The organism is Amycolatopsis sp. GM8, assembly GCF_021653975.1.
In the GTDB taxonomy this organism is placed as follows: Bacteria; Actinomycetota; Actinomycetes; order Mycobacteriales; family Pseudonocardiaceae; genus Amycolatopsis_E.
This window is the reverse complement of the sequence record NZ_JAJKFK010000001.1, coordinates 1,247,514-1,266,859: the sequence shown is the minus strand read 5'-3', so window position 1 is coordinate 1,266,859 and position 19,346 is coordinate 1,247,514. Positions and strand designations below refer to the sequence as shown.

At 68.8% G+C, this 19,346-nt stretch carries 15 protein-coding genes; 9 read left to right on the top strand and 6 right to left on the bottom strand.

Features of this window, described 5'->3' with window-relative positions:
* Window positions 1-7 precede the first annotated feature (7 nt).
* Both LOZ83_RS06045 and LOZ83_RS06040 read right to left on the bottom strand, forming a co-directional pair.
* On the bottom strand, window positions 8-439 hold the full coding sequence (locus LOZ83_RS06045; protein WP_374202635.1) for a hypothetical protein: 432 nt from the start codon (window positions 437-439) through the stop codon (window positions 8-10).
* A gap of 274 nt (window positions 440-713) precedes the next feature.
* Entirely contained in the window at window positions 714-1,301 is a 588-nt protein-coding gene (locus tag LOZ83_RS06040; RefSeq protein WP_236789176.1) for a TetR/AcrR family transcriptional regulator, read from the bottom strand.
* A gap of 157 nt (window positions 1,302-1,458) precedes the next feature.
* Here LOZ83_RS06040 and LOZ83_RS06035 point away from each other — a divergent pair, with 157 nt between their 5' ends.
* The 4 genes from LOZ83_RS06035 to LOZ83_RS06020 all read left to right on the top strand — a co-directional run bounded on the left by LOZ83_RS06035 (window position 1,459) and on the right by LOZ83_RS06020 (window position 6,954).
* Entirely contained in the window at window positions 1,459-2,229 is a 771-nt protein-coding gene (locus tag LOZ83_RS06035) for an SGNH/GDSL hydrolase family protein (protein WP_374202625.1), read from the top strand.
* A gap of 68 nt (window positions 2,230-2,297) precedes the next feature.
* On the top strand, window positions 2,298-3,881 hold the full coding sequence (locus LOZ83_RS06030; RefSeq protein ID WP_236789174.1) for a carboxyl transferase domain-containing protein: 1,584 nt from the start codon (window positions 2,298-2,300) through the stop codon (window positions 3,879-3,881).
* A gap of 5 nt (window positions 3,882-3,886) precedes the next feature.
* Window positions 3,887-5,806 (top strand): biotin carboxylase N-terminal domain-containing protein, encoded by a 1,920-nt coding sequence (locus LOZ83_RS06025; RefSeq protein ID WP_308190189.1) that lies wholly within the window; start codon window positions 3,887-3,889, stop codon window positions 5,804-5,806.
* Entirely contained in the window at window positions 5,803-6,954 is a 1,152-nt protein-coding gene (locus LOZ83_RS06020) for an acyl-CoA dehydrogenase family protein (RefSeq protein WP_236789172.1), read from the top strand. Before LOZ83_RS06025 ends, LOZ83_RS06020 begins: the two co-directional genes overlap by 4 nt.
* Before the next feature lie 652 nt (window positions 6,955-7,606).
* On the opposite strand, the gene LOZ83_RS06015 is transcribed toward LOZ83_RS06020, so the two are convergent.
* Window positions 7,607-10,450 carry an AfsR/SARP family transcriptional regulator gene (locus tag LOZ83_RS06015; RefSeq protein ID WP_236789171.1) on the bottom strand — a complete coding sequence of 948 codons (2,844 nt, stop codon included), beginning with the start codon at window positions 10,448-10,450 and terminating at the stop codon, window positions 7,607-7,609.
* 92 nt (window positions 10,451-10,542) lie between these two features.
* On the opposite strand from LOZ83_RS06015, the gene LOZ83_RS39700 reads away from it, so the two are divergent.
* The 3 genes from LOZ83_RS39700 (at window position 10,543) to LOZ83_RS06005 (ending at window position 12,031) form a co-directional block, all read left to right on the top strand.
* Window positions 10,543-10,677: a hypothetical protein gene (locus LOZ83_RS39700; RefSeq protein WP_255823096.1), complete on the top strand. Its 135-nt coding sequence runs from the start codon at window positions 10,543-10,545 to the stop codon at window positions 10,675-10,677.
* Window positions 10,678-10,752: 75 nt separating this feature from the next.
* Window positions 10,753-11,790: an alpha/beta fold hydrolase gene (locus tag LOZ83_RS06010; RefSeq protein WP_236789170.1), complete on the top strand. Its 1,038-nt coding sequence runs from the start codon at window positions 10,753-10,755 to the stop codon at window positions 11,788-11,790.
* A gap of 19 nt (window positions 11,791-11,809) precedes the next feature.
* Window positions 11,810-12,031, top strand: a complete 222-nt coding sequence (locus LOZ83_RS06005) for a hypothetical protein (RefSeq protein ID WP_236789169.1) — start codon at window positions 11,810-11,812, stop codon at window positions 12,029-12,031.
* Between the two features lie 4 nt (window positions 12,032-12,035).
* Here LOZ83_RS06005 and LOZ83_RS06000 read toward each other — a convergent pair whose 3' ends face one another.
* From LOZ83_RS06000 to LOZ83_RS05990, 3 genes are all read right to left on the bottom strand, one after another.
* Window positions 12,036-13,241 carry an acyl-CoA dehydrogenase family protein gene (locus LOZ83_RS06000; RefSeq protein WP_236789168.1) on the bottom strand — a complete coding sequence of 402 codons (1,206 nt, stop codon included), beginning with the start codon at window positions 13,239-13,241 and terminating at the stop codon, window positions 12,036-12,038.
* A 12-nt stretch (window positions 13,242-13,253) separates the two neighbouring features.
* The gene (locus LOZ83_RS05995; RefSeq protein ID WP_236789461.1) at window positions 13,254-14,543 is read right to left on the bottom strand and encodes an acyl-CoA dehydrogenase family protein; all 1,290 of its coding nucleotides are present in this window, start codon (window positions 14,541-14,543) and stop codon (window positions 13,254-13,256) included.
* A gap of 92 nt (window positions 14,544-14,635) precedes the next feature.
* The gene (locus LOZ83_RS05990; RefSeq protein WP_236789167.1) at window positions 14,636-15,820 is read right to left on the bottom strand and encodes a TetR/AcrR family transcriptional regulator; all 1,185 of its coding nucleotides are present in this window, start codon (window positions 15,818-15,820) and stop codon (window positions 14,636-14,638) included.
* A 109-nt stretch (window positions 15,821-15,929) separates the two neighbouring features.
* Between LOZ83_RS05990 and LOZ83_RS05985 the strand changes: the two genes are divergently transcribed.
* Entirely contained in the window at window positions 15,930-17,141 is a 1,212-nt protein-coding gene (locus LOZ83_RS05985; RefSeq protein ID WP_236789166.1) for an acetyl-CoA C-acetyltransferase, read from the top strand.
* Window positions 17,138-19,282, top strand: a complete 2,145-nt coding sequence (locus tag LOZ83_RS05980; protein WP_308190188.1) for a 3-hydroxyacyl-CoA dehydrogenase NAD-binding domain-containing protein — start codon at window positions 17,138-17,140, stop codon at window positions 19,280-19,282. Before LOZ83_RS05985 ends, LOZ83_RS05980 begins: the two co-directional genes overlap by 4 nt.
* Window positions 19,283-19,346 lie beyond the last annotated feature (64 nt).

The window sequence follows — 19,346 nt, the reverse complement described above, 5'->3', positions numbered from 1 at the left end:
GACCTGCTCAGTCGGCGAGCGCGTCGTGCACCCATTCGGTGACGGGCAGGTCGCGGTCGAGGCATTCGGTGGACAGCCGGATCGTCCAGCGCAGTGCTTGCAGGACAAGGCTGTCCACCTCGTCGGGCGCGGCGCTGGCGAGCGCGATCTCAACCTGTTCCTCGGCGGCTTCGGTGTTGCCGTGCACCTCGGCGAGCAGCGTCCGCACGGCCGTGCGGACCGGTGGGTCGGCCTGGTCGATCGGCACTTCTTCACCGGCTTCGTCGAAGACCTGCACCTTGACCGGCGCGCTGCCGCCGTCCCCGAGTACGGACACCATCGTGCTGCACTCGCCGAACAGCAGCAGCATCAGCTCGCGCATCTCGGCCGTGCGGCCGGGTTCGTCGGCCGCGGACGGCGCCACCTGGTCGAGCGCCTCGTCGTCCCGCCCAAGCCGCATCGCGACGAGGGCGCGTTGCGCCTTCGCCACCACGTTCGGCCCGCTAGTCACGCACCCCATCAAACACCAGGGGGGTGGCATCCGCGCTAGAGAACGTTTGGGTGGCGGTGCGGGTGGCAGAACCTGAGGCGGCTCCTGGCTCCGGGATCGCCTCCTCATGTATGCCGATACACCACGTCGGCGCTGTCCTCGCCAGGAACCACCTCAGAACCCGCAGCGGTGCGAGCCGGCCGCGTGGTGAAAAAGCATTGCGCTAGTGGGAAAATCGGGTGAGTCAGCCGAGCGCGTGCAACGCACCCAGTGCTAGCCGGCGCAGGAGGTCCGCCAGTTCGGTGTCATCCAGATAGCGGTTGTACGGCGTCGAGTTGATCAAACCGAACACGGCGTGTGCGGCTGAGCGCGCACGGCGCTCGCTCACCCCGGGCACCGCGTCGCGGATCGCGCGCACCCACACCTCGACGTACCGCCGCTGCAGGGCGCGGACCTGCTTGCGGTCGGCATCGGTGAGGTTGGCGAGATCCCGCTCCTGCACGGTGATCAGCGCGGGCTGGGAGAGCGCGAAGTTCACGTGGAAGTCCACCAGTTCCGCCAGCACCCGCTCCGGGTCCTCGGTCGCGTCGGCCCGGGCGTTACCGCCGTCGAACAGGAACTGGCTGATCGAGCTCAGCATCTCGCCGAGCATCGCGTCCTTGCTGCGGAAGTGGCGGTACAGCGCGGGACCGGAGATGCCCACGGCCGCCCCGATGTCGTCGATGCCGACCCCGTGAAACCCGTGCTGGGCGAACAGTTCGGCGGCCGCGGTGAGGATCTGCTCGCGACGGCTTGCCTTCTCGCCGTTGACCAGCGGGGTCGTGCTCGACATCCCGTCATGCTATCGGGTGCCAGTTAGCGACCGCTAACGTTCGCCGTCTCGTTACCTTCTTACCGACTAACGGCGGGTCCTCGTGAAGGCTGACCTTGCTACATCTAGAGGCGGTCTGTCACTCACAGAAGGGCCTGAGATGTCCGTACGTGCAGCCATGAGATCCCTGACAGTCATCGTCGCCGTGGTCCTGGCGACGCTCGGCCTGACCGCGGTCGCCGGTGCGGCGACCATCAACTACGTAGCACTCGGCGATTCCTACTCCTCCGGCGTCGGCGCCGGGTCCTATCTCGACTCCAATAGCTGCAAGCGCAGCGCGAAGGCCTACCCCGAGCTGTACAAGAACGCCACCGGCGCTTCGCTGAGCTTCCAGGCCTGCTCGGGCGCGAAGACCACGGACGTGCTCAACAGCCAGGTCTCCGCGCTCAGCTCGTCGACCAGCCTCGTGTCGATCAGCGTCGGCGGCAACGACGCCGGGTTCACCAGCGTGATGGAGAACTGCATCCTCGGCGGCGACTCGGGCTGCAAGTCCGCGGTCGACAACGCGGTCAACTTCGTGCACACCAGCCTGCCCGGCCTGCTGGACAACGTGTTCAGCGCGATCCGTGGCAAGGCTCCGCGCGCGACGGTCGTCGTGCTCGGTTACCCGCACTTCTACAAGATCGGCGGCTCCTGCTCGGTCGGTCTGTCCGACACCTCCCGCGGCTACATCAACGGTGGTGCGGACGCGCTCGACGTCACCATCGCCAAGGAGGCCGCGAACGCCGGTTTCACCTTCGCCGACGTCCGCCCCGCCTTCACCGGCCACGAGATCTGTTCCGGCTCGGCCTGGCTCAACAGCGTGACCTGGCCCGTCGACGAGTCCTATCACCCGACCGCGACCGGTCAGGCCAGCGGTTACTACGCCACCTTCACCGGGGCGCTCTAGCACTGGACAGCTCAGTTAGTCGTCGTTAACATCGAAACCGGAGTTAACGACGACTAACTTGGGCTGGTATGGACACACCGACGCTCACCACCGCCGCGGACCCGCGGAGCGAGGGTTACACGCGCAACGTCACCTCGCACGCCGAGGTCGTCGAGGACCTGCGCAAACGGCTCGCGACGACCAGGCTGGGCGGGCCGGAGAAGTCCCGCGCCCGGCACGTCGAACGCGGCAAGCTGCTGCCGCGCGACCGGGTCGACGCCCTGCTCGACGCGGGCTCACCTTTTCTCGAACTGTCGCCGCTCGCGGCGAACGGCCTCTACGGCGACGAGGCCCCCGCGGCCGGCATCATCACCGGAATCGGGCGGGTTTCCGGCCGCGAATGCGTGATCGTCGCGAACGACGCCACGGTCAAGGGCGGCACCTACTACCCGATGACCGTCAAGAAGCACCTGCGCGCGCAGGAAGTGGCGTTGCACAACAACCTTCCGTGCATCTACCTGGTCGACTCCGGCGGTGCCTTCCTGCCCCGGCAGGACGAGGTGTTTCCCGACCGGGAGCATTTCGGCCGCATCTTCTACAACCAGGCGACCATGTCCGCGCGCGGTATCCCGCAGATCGCCGCCGTCCTCGGCTCGTGCACGGCGGGCGGCGCGTACGTGCCGGCGATGAGCGACGAGGCCGTGATCGTCCGCAACCAGGGCACGATCTTCCTCGGTGGCCCGCCGCTGGTGAAGGCGGCGACCGGCGAGGTCGTCACGGCCGAAGAACTGGGCGGCGGCGACGTCCATGCCCGCCAGTCCGGTGTCACCGACCACCTGGCCAACGACGACGCGCACGCGCTGCAGATCGTCCGGTCCATCGTGTCGACCCTCGGCCCGCGCGGCCCGCGGCCGTGGGACGTGCTGCCCACCGAAGAGCCCGCGGTCGACCCGCGGCAGCTCTACGGTGTGGTGCCAACGGATTCCCGCACCCCATACGACGTGCGCGAGGTGATCGCCCGGATCGTCGACGGCAGCCGGTTCGCGGAGTTCAAGAAGGAATACGGGGCCACGCTGGTCACCGGTTTCGCGCATATCCACGGGCATCCCGTGGGCATCATCGCGAACAACGGCGTGCTGTTCTCCGAATCGGCGATGAAGGGCGCGCATTTCATCGAGCTGTGCGACAAACGCTCGATTCCGCTGGTGTTCCTGCAGAACATCAGCGGGTTCATGGTCGGCAAGGCGTACGAGGCCGGCGGGATCGCCAAGCACGGCGCGAAGATGGTGACCGCCGTCGCCTGCGCGCGGGTACCCAAGTTCACCGTGATCATCGGCGGTTCGTTCGGCGCCGGCAACTATTCCATGTGCGGCCGCGCCTATTCGCCGCGTTTTCTGTGGATGTGGCCCAACGCCCGGATTTCCGTGATGGGCGGCGAGCAGGCCGCTTCGGTGCTTTCGGCGGTCCGCCGGGACGCCGAGGGCGAGGAAGAGTTCAAGGATTCCATTCGGGCGCAGTACGAGGAACAGGGAAATCCCTATTACTCGACGGCGCGGCTGTGGGACGACGGCGTGATCGACCCGGCGGACACCCGCACGGTGCTCGGGCTCGCCCTGTCCGTCGCGGCGAACGCGCCGCTCGAACCCGTCGGCTACGGCGTCTTCAGGATGTGATGAGCGTGTTCAACGCAGTTCTGGTTGCCAACCGCGGTGAGATCGCCGTCCGGGTCATCCGTACGCTGCGCGAGCTGGGCGTCCGCTCGGTCGCGGTGTATAGCGACGCGGACGCCGACGCGCGGCATGTGCACGACGCCGACATCGCGGTCCGGATCTCGGGCTATCTGTCCACTTCGGACATAGTCGGGGCCGCGCTCGAAACCGGGGCGCAGGCGGTGCACCCGGGGTACGGGTTCCTCGCCGAAAACGCCGGATTCGCCCGGGCTTGTGCGGACGCGGGTTTGGTGTTCATCGGCCCGCCCGCCGAGGCGATCGAGGCGATGGGCGACAAGATCCACGCCAAGGCGACCGTCTCGGCCGCCGGTGTCCCCGTCGTCCCCGGCCTGTCCGATGTGGACGATTTCGCCGCGGCCGCCGGCGAGGTCGGTTACCCGCTGCTGCTCAAGCCGTCCGCGGGCGGGGGCGGCAAGGGTATGCGGCTGGTGACCGACCCGGCGGACCTCGCCGCGGCGGTCGAGTCGGCGCAACGCGAGGCTCGCTCGGCCTTCGGTGACGACCGGCTGCTGCTGGAACGCTTCGTCACCACGCCGCGGCATATCGAGATCCAGGTGCTCGCCGACGCGCACGGCACGGTGCTGCACCTCGGCGAGCGCGAGTGCAGCCTGCAGCGGCGGCACCAGAAGATCATCGAAGAGGCGCCGTCGGTGCTGCTCGACGAGGCGACGCGCGAGCGGATGGGCGCGGCCGCCGTCGAGGCCGCGCGGTCGGTCGGATACACCGGCGCGGGCACGGTCGAGTTCATCGTGTCGGACAAGGCACCGGACGAGTTCTTCTTCATGGAGATGAACACCCGGCTGCAGGTCGAGCATCCGGTGACCGAGCTGGTGACCGGGCTCGACCTCGTAGCGTGGCAGCTGCGGATCGCCGCCGGCGAGCCACTTTCCCTTACCCAGCAAGACATCCACTTGAACGGGCATGCGATCGAGGCACGGGTGTACGCGGAGGATCCCAGTCGCGGATTCATCCCCACCGGGGGCACGGTGCTCGAATTGGCCGAACCCGCCGGGGCCCGGGTCGATTCCTGGTTGCGGCCGGGCACCGTCGTCGGCTCGGACTACGACCCGATGCTGGCCAAGGTGATCGCGTGGGGCCCGGACCGGGCGGCGGCGCTGCACCGGCTCGACCGCGCGCTGGCCGGCACCGCCGTGCTCGGGCTGACCACGAACGTCTCGTTCCTGCGGGCACTGTTGGCGGACCCGGACGTCCAAAGCGGACAGTTGGACACCGAACTGGTCGAGCGGCGGCTGGATTCCCTGGTTTCCGGCGAGGTCCCCGAGGAGTTCTTCGTCGCGGCTGCGCTGGACCGGGTGATCGGCCTGCAGCCCGTGGGTGACGTGGTGGACCCGTGGGACGTGCCGACCGGCTGGCGGCTGGGCGGCCCGGGTGGCGTGACGATGCGGTTGCAGGCCGGGGAAACCGAGGCGCTCGTGCGGGTCGAAGGCGCGTCGGTCACCGTCGATGACGGCCCCGCGGTGGAGGTTTCCGCACGACGCCTGGGAAACCGGCTCGAAGTGCATCGCGCCGGCGAGTTCCGCCGGTACCTGCGGGCAGGGGACTGGCTCGCCCGCGACGGTCGCGCGGTCGCGATCCGCGAACGGCCGAACCTGCTTGCCGCGCATGGGGAAACGATCGAAGGCGGGCCCGTCGTGAGCCCGATGCCCGGGACCGTGCTGGTGGTCAAGGTGTCGGCGGGCGAGCCGGTCGCGGCCGGCGCGCCGCTGGTCGTGGTGGAGGCGATGAAGATGGAGCACACCGTGGTCGCACCCGTCGACGGTGTGGTGAGTGAACTACGTGTCCAGGCGGGCCAACAGGTCGCGCTGGACGAAACCCTGGCCGTGGTGACCCCGGAGGCTGAGAGATGATCGACTTCAGACTGCCCGAAGAGTACGAGGCGTTGAGAAAGACGGTGCACGACTTCGCCCAGAGCGAGGTCGCGCCGGTGATCGGCGAGTTCTACGAACGCGAGAAGTTCCCGTACGACCTGGTGGCGCAGATGGGCCGGATGGGCTTGTTCGGGCTGCCGTTCCCAGAGGAGTTCGGCGGGATGGGCGGGGACTATTTCGCGCTGTGCCTCGCTTTGGAGGAGTTGGCGCGGGTCGACTCGTCGGTCGCGGTGACGCTGGAGGCCGGGGTCTCGCTCGGTGCGATGCCGATCTTTCGCTTCGGCAGCAAGGAACAGCGCGAACGGTGGCTGCCGGCGCTGTGTGCGGGCGAGGCGCTGGCCGGGTTCGGCCTGACCGAGCCGGGCGGTGGGTCCGACGCGGGCGCCACCCGCACGACGGCGAAGCTCGACGGCGAGGAGTGGGTGATCAACGGCAGCAAGTCGTTCATCACCAACTCGGGCACGGATATCACGCGTCTGGTGACGGTTACCGCCGTGACGGGGCAGCACGATGGCCGCAAGGAGATTTCGGCGATCATCGTGCCGTCGGGTACGCCGGGCTTCACGGTCGAGCCGAAGTATTCGAAGGTGGGCTGGAACGCCTCCGACACGCACGGTCTGTCCTTTTCGGACTGTCGGGTGCCGGCCGAGAACCTGCTCGGGGAACGGGGTCGCGGGTATGCGCAGTTCTTGTCCACTTTGGATGAAGGCCGGGTCGCGATCGCCGCGCTGAGCGTCGGGCTGGCGCAGGGTTGTGTCGACGAGTGCCTGCGGTATGCCGGCGAGCGTGAGGCGTTCGGCAGCCGGATCGGGGCCTACCAGGCCATTCAGTTCAAGATCGCGGACATGGAAGTGCGGGCGCACACCGCGCGGCTGGCGTACTACGAAGCGGCGGCGAAGATGCTGCGCGGCGAGCCGTTCAAGAAGGAGGCCTCGATCGCGAAGCTGGTGTCCTCCAACGCGGCCATGGACAACGCCCGCGACGCGACGCAGATCTTCGGCGGCTACGGCTTCATGAACGAGTTCCCCGTCGGCCGGTTCTACCGCGACGCGAAGATCCTGGAGATCGGCGAGGGAACGAGCGAAATCCAGCGGATGCTCATCGCCCGGGAGCTGGGCTTGCGCTGAGGTTCCCGGAGCTGAGCTTGCGCTGAGGTTTTGGGAGCTGGGCCTTCGCTGAGGTTGAAGTCCGGCGGCGACGGCGCTGGCGCCGCCCGACTGCAACGTTCGCTGGGCCGACCCCCAAGGCACGGTCCAGCCCCGCCGAGATGATCCCAAACCCCCGCTGACACCCCGCTGACATTTCACCGCCGCCGTGTCTGCCGTCCCGCGCGGCCGTGTTGGCCCCCTGCGTCGGTGGGCTGGCCGCCCGCGTCGGTGAGTTGGCCCGCTGCGTCGGTGGGTTGGCTGCCTGCGCGGGCGTGTTGGCCGCCTGCGTCGGTGAGTTTGCTGCCTGCGTCGGTGGATTGGCCCGCTGCGTCGGTGAGTTGGCCGCCCGTGTCGATGGGTGGCCTCGGGTGTCGGTGGGGTGGCTGCCTGCGTTGGCGTGTTGGCTGCCTGCGTTGGTGGGTTTGCCGCCCGCATCGGCGACTTTGCCGCCCGCGCCGGTGGGGCGGCCGCCTGCGTGGCTGCGGTGGCCGCCCGTGTCGGTGGGTTGGCCCGCTGCGTTGGTGAGCTTGCCCCCGGGCGTGTTGGCCGCCTGCGTCGGTGAGTTTGCCCTCCCGTCGGTGACTTTGCCGCCCGCGCGGCCAACACGCCGACGCGACCGGCGAACACGGCGTCAGGCGCTGCGCGTCGCCTGGGCCAGGATCCGTTCCGCTTGCGGCGCGAGGATCGTCGAGCCCATCGCCTCCAGCGCGTCCCGTGCCTGCTCGGCGAGGGTGGCCGCCTCCGCGTGCTCACCGCAGCGCCACAAGGCATCCGCCAGCCAGATCAACGAACTCGCCGCCGCCCGCCGGTCGCCGAGGTCGGTGAAGATCTCGTGCGACCGGCGCGCCGACTCGGCGCCTTCGGTGAACCGGTTCTGCGCCGTCTCGATCCGGCTGCGCAGCTGCAGCAACCAGCCCTCGTCGTGCGGATTTTCGCTCAGCAGCGGCGCCGCGTCCGCACACGCGGCCGCTGCGGTCTCGATGTCGCCCAGCAGCAACGCCGCGCGGGCCAGCTCGCGATACAGGCCCGAGCTGAGGGACCCGACGTTGAGCGTCGCGGCCTCCCGACTGGTCTTCTTCAGGAGCCACACCGCTTCCCGCGTCCGGTCGTGCTGCTGCAGCACCTGCGCGAGGGTGCGGGCGGCGGTGCAGTACGCGATCCGGTCCTCGCCGGTTTCGGCGATCCGCAGCGCACGTTCGGCGGTCTCGAGATCGGGTTTGTTGCGCATCATCCGGCAGAACGTCACACCCGTCAGGCTGAACACCAGCTCGGTCGTCGCGCCCAGCCGCTCGAAAGCTTCCGCGCAGGCCACGAAAGTCCGCTCGGACTCGGCGACGTCTTCGGCCAGCGAAGCCTCCGCGCGCCCGTAGTCCGCACGCCACGCGACGAGCTCGTCACCGGCCGCACGCGCCGCCTCCGCGATCCGCTGCCGGATCGCGACCAGCTGATCGAAGCCGCCGCCCAGGTGCAGCGCCGGGATGACGAGATCCGCCAGCCGCGCGGCGTCGGCATGCCAGCCCGCCGAGCACGCCTGGTCGATCACGGCCAGCAGCAGGTTCCGCTCGGCCCTCGCCCATTCGGCCGGGCATTCGAGCGGTGGCAAGTCCACTTCGGACGGTACCGCGCCCGGAGGTTGGTACGGCTGCAGCTCTTCCGTCCACCGCGAGGCTTCGCGATAGACCTCTTCACCGCGCGCGAGCAACACGTCGAGTAGCCGGCGCAACGACGGCACCTGCTCCTCCTCGCCGGCCAGATCCCGCACGTACAGCGCGACAAGGTCGTGGGTGCGGTAACGAGTCTGCCCGATTTCGTCGCCCCCACACGGCTCCAGCAATGCCGACGCCGTCAGCGCCTCGATCAGCCGCTCGCCGTCCCCACCGTCGGTGACCGCGCCGAGCGCCCACGCCGGGAATCCCGTCCGCGGCAGGATTGCCGTGCGGCGTAAGGCTTCCTGCGCGCCCGGGTTGAGCCCGCGGTAGCTCAGGGTCAGGCTCGCGCGGACCTCCATCCCCTCGACGGCCAGCTCGTCGAGCCGGGTCCGCTCGTCGCGCAGGCGTTGCACCAGCGCGCTCAACCGGGCCTCCGGCCGCAGCGAAAGGCGCGCGCCCGCGATCCGCAAGGCGAGTGGCAGCGCGCCGCACAGACGGACGAGTTCGTCCGCGTCGGCCCGTTCGGCCTCGACCCGGTCCGCGCCGATCATCTGCCCGAGTAGTTGCAGCCCGCTGTCCCCGCGCAGCGGTTCGATCCGGGTACGGCGCGCGTTCGGCAGGTCGAGCAGGGACCGGCGGGAGGTCACCAGTACCGCGCAGCGGCCGGTCCCGGGCAGTGCGGGCTCGATCTGCGCGGACTCTCCGGCGTCGTCCAGCACGAGCAGCACCCGGCGGTCGGCGAGCCGGGCGCGCAGGGCCGCCGAGCGCGCACCCGTCTGCGCCGGGATCTGCCCGGCCGGCAACCCACTGGCGAGCAGCAGTTGTTCGAGCAGCTCGTGCGCGGAGGTCCGGCCGGCGTGCCGGTCGTAGAGCGCGGCGAACCACTGACCGTCCGGATAGCGGTCGCGCAGCCGGTGCGCGGCCTGCACGGCGAGGGTGCTCTTACCGACCCCCGGCTGGCCCCACACGACCACGACCCGCGTCGCCTCGCCGGGTTCCAGCAGGTGTTCGAGGCGGGCCAGCGTGTCGTCGCGGCCGACGAAGTCGTCGATCCGGGACGGCAGCTGGCACACCGGCGCCCACCCGCCGGAGCCGTCGGCTGACAGCGCCGCGGCGTACAGCTCCCGCAGTTCGACGCCGGGTTCCACGCCGAGTTCGTCGGCCAGCTCGGCGCGAGCGCGGGCATACACCGCAAGCGCTTCCGCCTGCGAACCCGCCTGGTAGAGGGCGCGCATCAACTGCGCCCAGAAGCCCTCGCGCAGCGGGTACCGCTGGGTCAGCCGGCGCAGTTCGGGGACGGCCTCGGCCTCACGTCCGGTCTCCAGGTCCAGCGCGATCCGCCGGCTCAGCGCGGTCAGCCGGAGCTCGTCGAGTTCGGTCAGATCGCGCTCGGCGAGCGGCGGCGGCGCGAGCCCGTCGGTCCACAGGGCGAGCGCGGCGGCGAGGCACTCACGCTCGGCGAGCTGGTCCCCGGCGTTCCTCGCGGACGACAGCAGCGACGTGAACTCCAGCATGTCGAGCTCGTCCTCGGCGATGACGATCCGGTAGCCGCCGGACTCGGCGCGGATCCGGTCGGCGTCACCGAGCGCCGCGCGCAACCGTTTGACCAGCACGTGCAGGCTGTTGCTGGCGTTCTTCGGCCGGCGCTGCCAGATCGCGTCGACGAGATCGTCGGCGGGCACCACCTGGTTGGGATGGGCGAGCAGGGTCGCGAGCAGGGTCTGGTGCAGCTTCGACCGGATGCTCACCGCCTCGCCGTCAGCCGCGACGGAGAATCGGCCGAGCAGCCTGAAGCGCCAGATCCTTCGGGGCGGCGTATCGGGCACGGCGTGGTCTCCATTGAATGCTGTTCACACAGACCATACGTAAGCCGTTCCGCGGCGTTGCCGCGCCCGGTCCCCTGCGATGAAATATCGGTATGATTATACCGATCGAGGTGAAGACCGAGGGCGAGGCGGGCCGGCTCGTGGCCAAAGTACTGCAAGCCGAGCGCCCGCACGCGAAAGTCCGCTCGAGCTCGACGAACTCGCGGCGGATTCTCACGGCGCTGTAAGACCGGCCGCCGGGGTAAGGTGATCGCGCGGGCGCAATTCGCGCATACGCAGCGCGAAGCAAAGGTGCGGCGGTCTTGAGTGTTTCGTTGTCCCCGGTCAGCCTCGCCGCCGCGGCGGCGAACGTGGTCGGCAAGTGCCGGGGCGGGCTGGCGGACCTGCGGCCGATGCCCCGCACGCTGATCGACCAGGGCCCGAACCGGTCGGTGTACCGGTTTCACGGCGGCTCGTCGGGTCCGCCGATCCTGCTGGTGCCGCCGCTCGCCGCGCCGGCGCTGTGCTTCGACCTGCGGCGTGGCTGCAGCCTGGCCGAGCACCTGGTCGACCAGGGGCGGCAGACGTACCTTGTGGACTACGGCGCGGTCGCGTTCGCCGACCGGCGGCTCGGCGTGGAGCACTGGATCGAGGAGGTGCTGCCGCGCGCGATCCGGAAGGTGAGCGAGGACGCGGGCGGGCAGGACGTGCAGGTGGTCGCCTGGTGCCTGGGCGGGTTGTTCTCGCTGCTGACCGCGGCCGACCAGCCTTCGCTGCCGATCTCGTCGCTGGTGACGATCGCGTCGCCGGTGGATTTCACCGCGATCCCGCTGATCGCCCCGTTCCGCCCGCTCGTCGCCGCGACCGGCGGGCATCTGCTCACCCCGTTCTACCGGCTGCTCGGCGGCGCACCGTCCTATGTGGTCGGCCGGGTATTCTGGGCGACGGGGATCGACAAGGAGATCACGAAACCGCTGGCGATCCTGCGCAACCTCGACGATCGCGATTTTCTCGCGCAGCTCGAGGCGGTGGACCATTTCATGGACAACATGATGGCCTACCCCGGCCGCACCTTCGGCCAGCTGTACCACCGGTTCTTCCGCGCGAACGATCTCGCGGACGGCGAACTGGAACTGGGCGGCCGGGTCATCTCACTGTCCGGCGTGCGGGTCCCGGTACTGGTCATCGCCGGCGAGAACGACACCATCGCGCCACGTCGCGCGGTCGGGCGGCTGACGGGGTTATTGCCGTCGTCGCCGAGGGTGGACTTCGAAGTCGCGCCGGGTGGACACTTGGGTGTGCTCACCGGCCGTCGCGCACGCACGACCACCTGGGCACACATCGACTCGTTTGTGAGCTGAGCGCGCTTGGGGGTGCGTGATGGTGACAATGTGGATCGTCATCGGGGTGGTGATCGTGGCGCTGTTAGTGGCCGCCGCGGTCGTCGACATCCGTGATCGCGGCCGCGGCGGCGAACGCCGGATCCGGATGCCCCGCTGGGGCGCCCGGCGGTCGCAGGGAGCGCTCGGGTCCGGACCGATCGACTGGGATGCGGATCCGCTGCGGTCGCCACGCGAAGAAGAGGGCAACGAGCACCGCTGAGGAGCTACTTCAGTTCCGCGGACGTCTTCCCCAGCACGCGGCGTGCCACGATCAGCTGCTGGATCTGTTGTGTCCCTTCGAAGATGTCCAGGATCTTCGCGTCGCGGGCCCACTTCTCCAGTAACGACTCCTCCGAATACGCACCAGCCAGCTCGACACAGCGCAGCGTGATGTCCACAACGGACCGTCCCGCCTTCGCTTTTGCCATGGAAGCCTGCAGGGAGTTCGGTTTGCGGTTGTCGGCCATCCAGGCCGACTCCAAGGTCAGCAGGTACGCAGCCTCGTAGTCGGCTTCCAATTCCAGGTACGCGGCGGCCGCGGCGTGCTGGATGTTGGCCGCCTTGTCGTAGTCCACCACGACACCGGCGTCGGCCAGGATTCGCGCGGTCTCCTCCAGTGCCGCGCGCGCCACGCCGATCGCCATCGCGGCCACCAAAGGGCGGGTGTTGTCGAAGGTCTGCATGACCCCCGCGAAGCCCTTCTTGGTGTCGACCTCCGCCGAGCCCAGCAGGTTTTCCTTGGGTACCCGGCAGTTCTCGAACCGTAGCACGGCGGTGTCGGACGCGCGGATGCCGAGTTTGTGTTCGAGGCGAACGACTTCGAAGCCCGGCGTGCCCTTTTCGACCACAAAGGACTTGATCGCCGCGCGTCCGGCCGATCTGTCCAAAGTGGCCCAAACCACCACGGCATCCGCGCGCTGGCCCGACGTCACGAAGATCTTCTCGCCGTTGAGCACATAGGAGTCACCGTCTTCGACCGCCGTGGTGGTGATCGCCGCCGAGTCGGAGCCGCAGTCCGGCTCCGTGATCGCCATCGCCGCCCACAGCTTGCCGAACCGCGCCAGCTGCTCGTCGTTCGCCACCGACGCGATCGCCGCGTTGCCCAAGCCCTGCCGCGGCATCGACAACAGCAGAGCCACGTCACCCCAGCACATTTCGATGGTGCCGAGGACCGTCCTCAGATTGCCGCCGTTGCGGTTGCCGGAAGAGTCTTTCGCGGAAGATTCTCGCCGGACGCCCGCCGCGCCCGCGCCGCCCTGGCCCGACGAGTTCAGCCCGTCGAGCACCGCGGCGAACATGTCCAGCTCTTTCGGATACGCGTGCTCCGCCCGGTCGTACTTCCGCGAGATCGGGCGCAGTACCTGCGACGCGGCCTGGTACGCCTGGTTGATCAGGGCGCCGGCCTTCTTCGGTGGTTCGAGGTTGATCACAGCAAACCCTTTCTAGAGAAGGACGACGCCTTCGGCGATGCCGACCGCGCGCAGGTCGCGATACCACCGCTCCACCGGATGCTCCTTGACGAACCCGTGCCCGCCGAGCAGTTGCACGCCGGCGCTGCCGATCCGCATTCCCTTGTCCGCGGCGAGTTTCCGCGCCAGCGCGACCTCCCGCGCGTACGGCTTGCCCTGCTCCGCCCGCGCGGCCGCGCGCAACGTCACCAGGCGCATCCCTTCGAGTTCGATCGCGATGTCGGCGACCGAGAACGCCACCGCCTGCCGGTGACTGATCGGCTCGCCGAACGCCGTCCGTTCGTTGACGTACGGGATCACGTAGTCCAGCACGGCTTTCGCGGTCCCGGTCGCGAGCGCCGCCCAGCCCAGACGCGAAAGGCGGACCACGTCGGCGAACGTGTCCGGGGAGCCGAGCAGTGCGCCCGCAGGGACTTTCACCTTGTCCAGGAACAGTTTCCCGGTCGCCGCGCCACGCAGGCCCATCGCGGGCTCGGCCTCGACCGACACGCCGGCCGTCGACGACTCGATCAGGAAGAGCGCGGGCCCGCGGCCTTCGAGATCGGCCGAGACGACGAACAGCTCCGCCTGCACGGCCCGCGGTACCAACGATTTCACGCCGTCCAGCTGGTATCCGGACGGTGTCCGGCGGGCGCGGGTCGCGGGCTTGAACGGGTCGAACAGCGGCCGCGACTCCTGCAGCGCCAGCGCCGCGGCCGGCACGTTCTCGCCGACGAACGCCGGCAGGTAGTCGGCCTGCTGCTGCGCGTCGCCCCACAGCACGAGCGCCGTGCTCACCGCCGACGGCGCCAGCACGGCCACCGCCAGCCCGAGATCGCCGTGCGCCAGTGCTTCCGCGATCAGCGCGCTCGTCACGACGGACCGCTCCGCGCCCGCGCCGCCGAGCTCCTCCGGAATACCGATCAGGGTGACGCCGAGTTCAGCCGAACGCGTGAGCAGCCCGTCCGGCGGCGACAGCTTCGCGTCGGCCTCGGCTGCGGCGGGGCGCAACTGCTCGGCCGCGAATTCCGACACCGTGTCCACGATCATCTGCTGTTCTTCGCTGGGCGTCAGATCGAACAGGTCCTTGTCCGCCGGGGCCGCGGGCCTCGCCGGATCGCCGGACACGCGCGCGGATGAGAAGACCCGCGACGCTGCGCCCGCCGCGCGGAAGCCGCCCTTCGTCGCCGCGCCGACCAGGTTCTGCACCGGCACGCGCAAACCAGCCCGGGCCAGCGTCCTGCTGCCGGCGAGCTTGGTCAGTGCGGCGAGACCGGCGCCCATCAGGTCTCGCTTGCGCTGGGGTGTTCCCACGTCGCACTCCTATCAGACCGGAACCTACTCGCCAGTAGGTTAACATGGAGGGCGGCGGTCCGTCAGGCCAACTGCAGCACGGCCCGCAACAACGTTTCCAGCTCCGCGGGGAGGTTCGGGCGCGCGTTGAGCCGCCGCGTGCGGACCAGGTCGTTCGCGATCGTCAGCGCCGCGTGCACGATGATCTTGGCTTCGCGCGGGCTCAGCGCGGGCTGGATGGCGCGGAGCAGGTTCACCCAGCGCGCGACGTAGTCGCGTTGCACGCTCACCCGTTCGGCGCGCTCCTTATCGGCCAGGTTCACCCCGTCGATGGAGAACGACACGACCAGTTCGCCGGATCCGGTGAGTGTCTGGACGTACGAGGAAACCAGGCGCCGCAACGCTTCCCGCTCGTCCGAGCTGTCGCGCAGCACCTCGTCGGCGCCGAGCGTGAGGCGGTCGGCGGCGCGGCGGGCGATCGCGTGGATCAAGCTCGCCTTGCTGGCGAAGTGCCGGTACACGCTCGGCCCGGCGATGCCCGCGGCGGCGCCGATGTCTTCCATGCTCACGTCGTGAAAACCGTGCTGCCGGAACAGATCCGTGGCCGCGGACAGCAGCTGCTCGCGCCGTGACGGCGGTGTGCCGATGCCCAGGGCGGGCACTCGCGACGGGACGTCCGAAGCAGGTGGGAGGTCGGCGCTCAGCACGCGCTTGGCCAGTTCGCTGAGTAACTGCACGAACCGGCGTCTGGCCACCGTGGTGTGGTGCACGGACACACTGCCGAACACGCTCAGTGCGGCCCAGCACAGCAGCTCGGCGTCGGTGGCGGCGAGCTCCGGCCGGATCTCCAACAGGACCTTCGCCCACGCGGTCAGGATCGTCGACGAGCGCTTCCCGATCTCGCGCTGGTCCTGCGCGGCGAGATGTTTCCCCTCCCAGCGCCACAGCGCCGCGACCTCCCGGCGTTCGACCGACGCCGTCGCGATCCGGTTCAGCAGCCGGTCGACCTGCAAGCCACTCGGCTTCTCCAGTGAGGACAGCGCTGTCGTCGTCTCGACCTCGATGTCGCGTACGCCGGACAGCAGCACGTACGCGAGCACGGCCTGTTTGTCCGCGAAGTGCCGGTACAGCGCCGGGCCCGTGATCCCGGCCGCGGCGGCGATGTCGTTGATGCCGACCCCGTGGTACCCGCGGGCGCGGAACAGCTCGGCCGCGATCGCGGCCAGCTGGTTCCTGCGGTCGCCCTGACGGCTTCGGGAATGCTGCATGGTGAGCCCACGATAGCCGTTCCAGATCACGCCGCAAACAGTTGACACCTGCGGATATGGGCGGATTATGTTAGTAGCGATTAGCCTGAATCAAGGAAGGGCCGTCGGTGTGAGCAACGAGGCATACATCTACGAGGCGATCCGTACGCCTCGTGGCAAGAACAAGGGCGGGTCCCTGCACGGGACGAAGCCGCTCGACCTGGTCGTCGGTCTGATCGACGAGCTCAAGGCCCGTCACCCGGGGCTGGACCCGGCCAGGATCGAGGACATCATCCTGGGTGTCGTGACCCCGGTCGGTGACCAGGGCGCCGATATCGCGCGCACCGCGGCGATGGTCGCCGGGCTGCCGGAAACGGTCGCGGGCGTGCAGCTCAACCGGTTCTGTTCCTCCGGTCTCGAGGCGGTCAACCAGGCCGCGGCGCGGGTGCGCTCGGGCTGGGAGAGTCTGATCATCGCCGGTGGCGTCGAGTCGATGTCGCGGGTGCCGATGGCCTCCGACGGTGGCGCGATGTTCATCGATCCGGCCACCGGGTACGACCACTACATCGCGCCGCAGGGCATCGGCGCCGACCTGATCGCGACCATGGAGGGCTTCTCGCGCGAGGACGTCGACCGGTTCGCGGTCCGCTCGCAGGACAAGGCCGAAGCGGCGTGGTCCGGCGGCTACTTCGCGAAGTCCGTGGTCCCGGTGAAGGACATCAACGGCGTCACGATCCTCGACCACGACGAGCATCGCCGCCCCGGCACCACGGTGGAGAGCCTGGGGAAGCTGAAGCCGGCCTTCGAGGCGATCGGCGAGTTCGGCGGTTTCGACGCGGTGGCGCTGCAGAAGTACCACTGGGTCGAGAAGATCGAGCACGTGCACACCGGCGGCAACTCGTCGGGCATCGTCGACGGCGCCGCGATCGTGCTGATCGGTGACGAGCAGGTCGGCAAGGAGCTCGGGCTCACGCCTCGGGCGCGCGTCGTCTCGGCCGCGATCACCGGGTCCGACCCGACGATCATGCTGACCGGTCCCACGCCCGCCACGCAGAAGGTGCTCGCCAACGCGGGCCTGACCGTCGACGACATCGACCTGTTCGAGCTGAACGAGGCGTTCGCGTCGGTCGTGCTGAAGTGGATGAAGGACCTGAAGCTGCCGGAGGAGAAGGTCAACGTCAACGGCGGCGCGATCGCGATGGGGCATCCGCTCGGCGCGACCGGTGCGATGATCCTCGGCACCATGGTCGACGAACTGGAGCGGCGCCAGCAGCGGCGCGCACTGCTGTCGTTGTGCATCGGGGGCGGCATGGGTATCGGCACGATCATCGAGCGGGTGTGAGCATGACCAAGACCATCAAGTGGGACAAGGACTCCGACGGTATCGTCGTGCTCACATTGGACGATCCGAACCAGTCGGCGAATACGATGAACGCCGATTTCCGGGAGTCCTTCGCGCAGACCGTCGACCGGCTGGAGTCCGAAAAGGACTCGATCACCGGGGTGGTGATCACGTCGGCGAAGAAGACGTTCTTCGCGGGCGGTGACCTCAACGACCTGATCCGGGCGACGCCGGCGCACGCCGAGGAGCTCACCAACAGCACCAACGAGCTGAAGGGGCAGCTGCGCCGGCTGGAGACGCTCGGCAAGCCCGTCGTCGCCGCGATCAACGGCGCCGCGCTCGGCGGTGGCCTGGAGATCGCGCTGGCCGCGCAGCACCGGATCGTCGCGGACGTGCCCGGCGCGCAGATCGGCTTCCCGGAGGTCAGCCTCGGTCTGCTGCCCGGCGGTGGCGGCGTCGCCAGGACCGTGCGGCTGGTGGGTATCCAGAACGCGGTGCTGAACTGGCTCGGGCAGGGGCAGCGGTACCAGCCCGCGAAGGCGCGGGAACTCGGCCTGGTGCACGAGCTAGTGTCTACTGTGGACGAACTGCTGCCGAAGGCCAAAGAGTGGATCAAAGCCAACCCCGAGGCCGTGCAGCCGTGGGATGTCAAGGGCTACAAGATTCCCGGTGGCACACCGTCGAACCCGTCGTTCGCGGCGAACCTGCGCAAGCAGCTCAAGGGCGCGCCGATGCCCGCGCCGCGCGCGATTCTTGCTGCCGCGGTCGAGGGTTCCCAGGTCGACATCGACACCGCGACGAAGATCGAGACGCGGTACTTCGTCAGCCTCGCGATCGGGCAGGTCGCGAAGAACATGACGAAGGCGTTCTTCTTCGATCTGCAGCACATCAATTCCGGTGGCTCCCGGCCTGATGGTTTCGAGAAGTACACCGCGAAGAAGGTCGGTGTGCTCGGTGCCGGGATGATGGGCGCGGCGATCGCGTATGTCTCGGCGAAGGCCGGGATCGACGTCGTACTCAAGGACGTGTCGCTCGAGGGCGCCGAAAAGGGCAAGGGCTACGCGGTCAAGCTGGAGGAGAAAGCGCTTTCCCGGGGCAAGACCACGAAGGAGAAGTCGGACGCGCTGCTGGCGCGCATCAAGCCGTCCGCCGACCCGGCGGATTTCGCGGGCGTCGACTTCGTGATCGAGGCCGTGTTCGAGAGCCAGGACCTCAAGCACAAGGTGTTCGGCGAGATCGAGAACATCGTGAACCCGGATGCGGTGCTCGGCTCGAACACGTCGACGCTGCCCATCACCGGTCTGGCGCAGGGTGTGCAGCGGCAGGAAGACTTCATCGGTATCCACTTCTTCTCGCCGGTGGACAAGATGCCACTCGTGGAGATCATCCGTGGTGAGAAGACCTCGGATGCCACGCTCGCCAAGGTCTTCGACTACACCTTGCAGATCAAGAAGACGCCGATTGTCGTGCACGACAGCCGTGGCTTCTTCACCTCGCGGGTCATCGGCACGTTCATCAACGAGGCGGTCGCCGCGCTGGGCGAGGGTGTCGAGCCGGCTTCGATCGAGCAGGCCGGTTCGCAGGCCGGGTACCCGGCGCCGCCGCTGCAGTTGATGGACGAACTGACACTGACGCTGCCGCAGAAGATCCGTAAGGAATCTCGCGCGGCGGTCGAGGCCGCCGGTGGTACCTGGCACGCGCACCCGTCGGAGTTCGTGGTCGACCGGATGATCGACGAGTTCGACCGCAAGGGCCGTTCCACGGGGGCCGGTTTCTACGAATACGTTGATGGCAAACGTGTTCGCCTGTGGCCGGGGCTCCGGGAGGCGTTCAACTCCGGCAGCGCGCAGGTGCCGTTGAAGGATCTGCAGGAGCGGATGTTGTTCGCCGAAGCGCTGGAGACGGTGAAATGCTTCGACGAGGGCGTGCTGACTTCGGTGCAGGACGCGAACATCGGGTCGATCTTCGGCATCGGTTTCCCGGCGTGGACCGGTGGTGTCGTGCAGTACATGAACCAGTACGAGGGCGGCCTGAAGGGTTTCGTAGCCCGGGCACGGGAATTGGCGGAACGGTACGGTGACCAGTTCCTGCCGCCGGAGAGCCTGGTGAAGAAGGCGGAGAGCGGCGAGATCTTCGAGTAACTGCTGGGCTTGGTTGCCCGGGTCCCCTGCACCCGGGCAACCAAGCCCATGTCTAATAACCGGC

Coding starts and splice junctions, on each gene's coding strand:
- LOZ83_RS06045 (WP_374202635.1), bottom strand. CDS start 439: ATGCGGCTTGGGCGGGACGACGAGGCGCTCGACCAGGTGGCGCCGTCC.
- LOZ83_RS06040 (WP_236789176.1), bottom strand. CDS start 1,301: ATGTCGAGCACGACCCCGCTGGTCAACGGCGAGAAGGCAAGCCGTCGC.
- LOZ83_RS06035 (WP_374202625.1), top strand. CDS start 1,459: ATGAGATCCCTGACAGTCATCGTCGCCGTGGTCCTGGCGACGCTCGGC.
- LOZ83_RS06030 (WP_236789174.1), top strand. CDS start 2,298: ATGGACACACCGACGCTCACCACCGCCGCGGACCCGCGGAGCGAGGGT.
- LOZ83_RS06020 (WP_236789172.1), top strand. CDS start 5,803: ATGATCGACTTCAGACTGCCCGAAGAGTACGAGGCGTTGAGAAAGACG.
- LOZ83_RS39700 (WP_255823096.1), top strand. CDS start 10,543: ATGATTATACCGATCGAGGTGAAGACCGAGGGCGAGGCGGGCCGGCTC.
- LOZ83_RS06005 (WP_236789169.1), top strand. CDS start 11,810: ATGGTGACAATGTGGATCGTCATCGGGGTGGTGATCGTGGCGCTGTTA.
- LOZ83_RS05995 (WP_236789461.1), bottom strand. CDS start 14,543: ATGGGCGCCGGTCTCGCCGCACTGACCAAGCTCGCCGGCAGCAGGACG.
- LOZ83_RS05990 (WP_236789167.1), bottom strand. CDS start 15,820: ATGCAGCATTCCCGAAGCCGTCAGGGCGACCGCAGGAACCAGCTGGCC.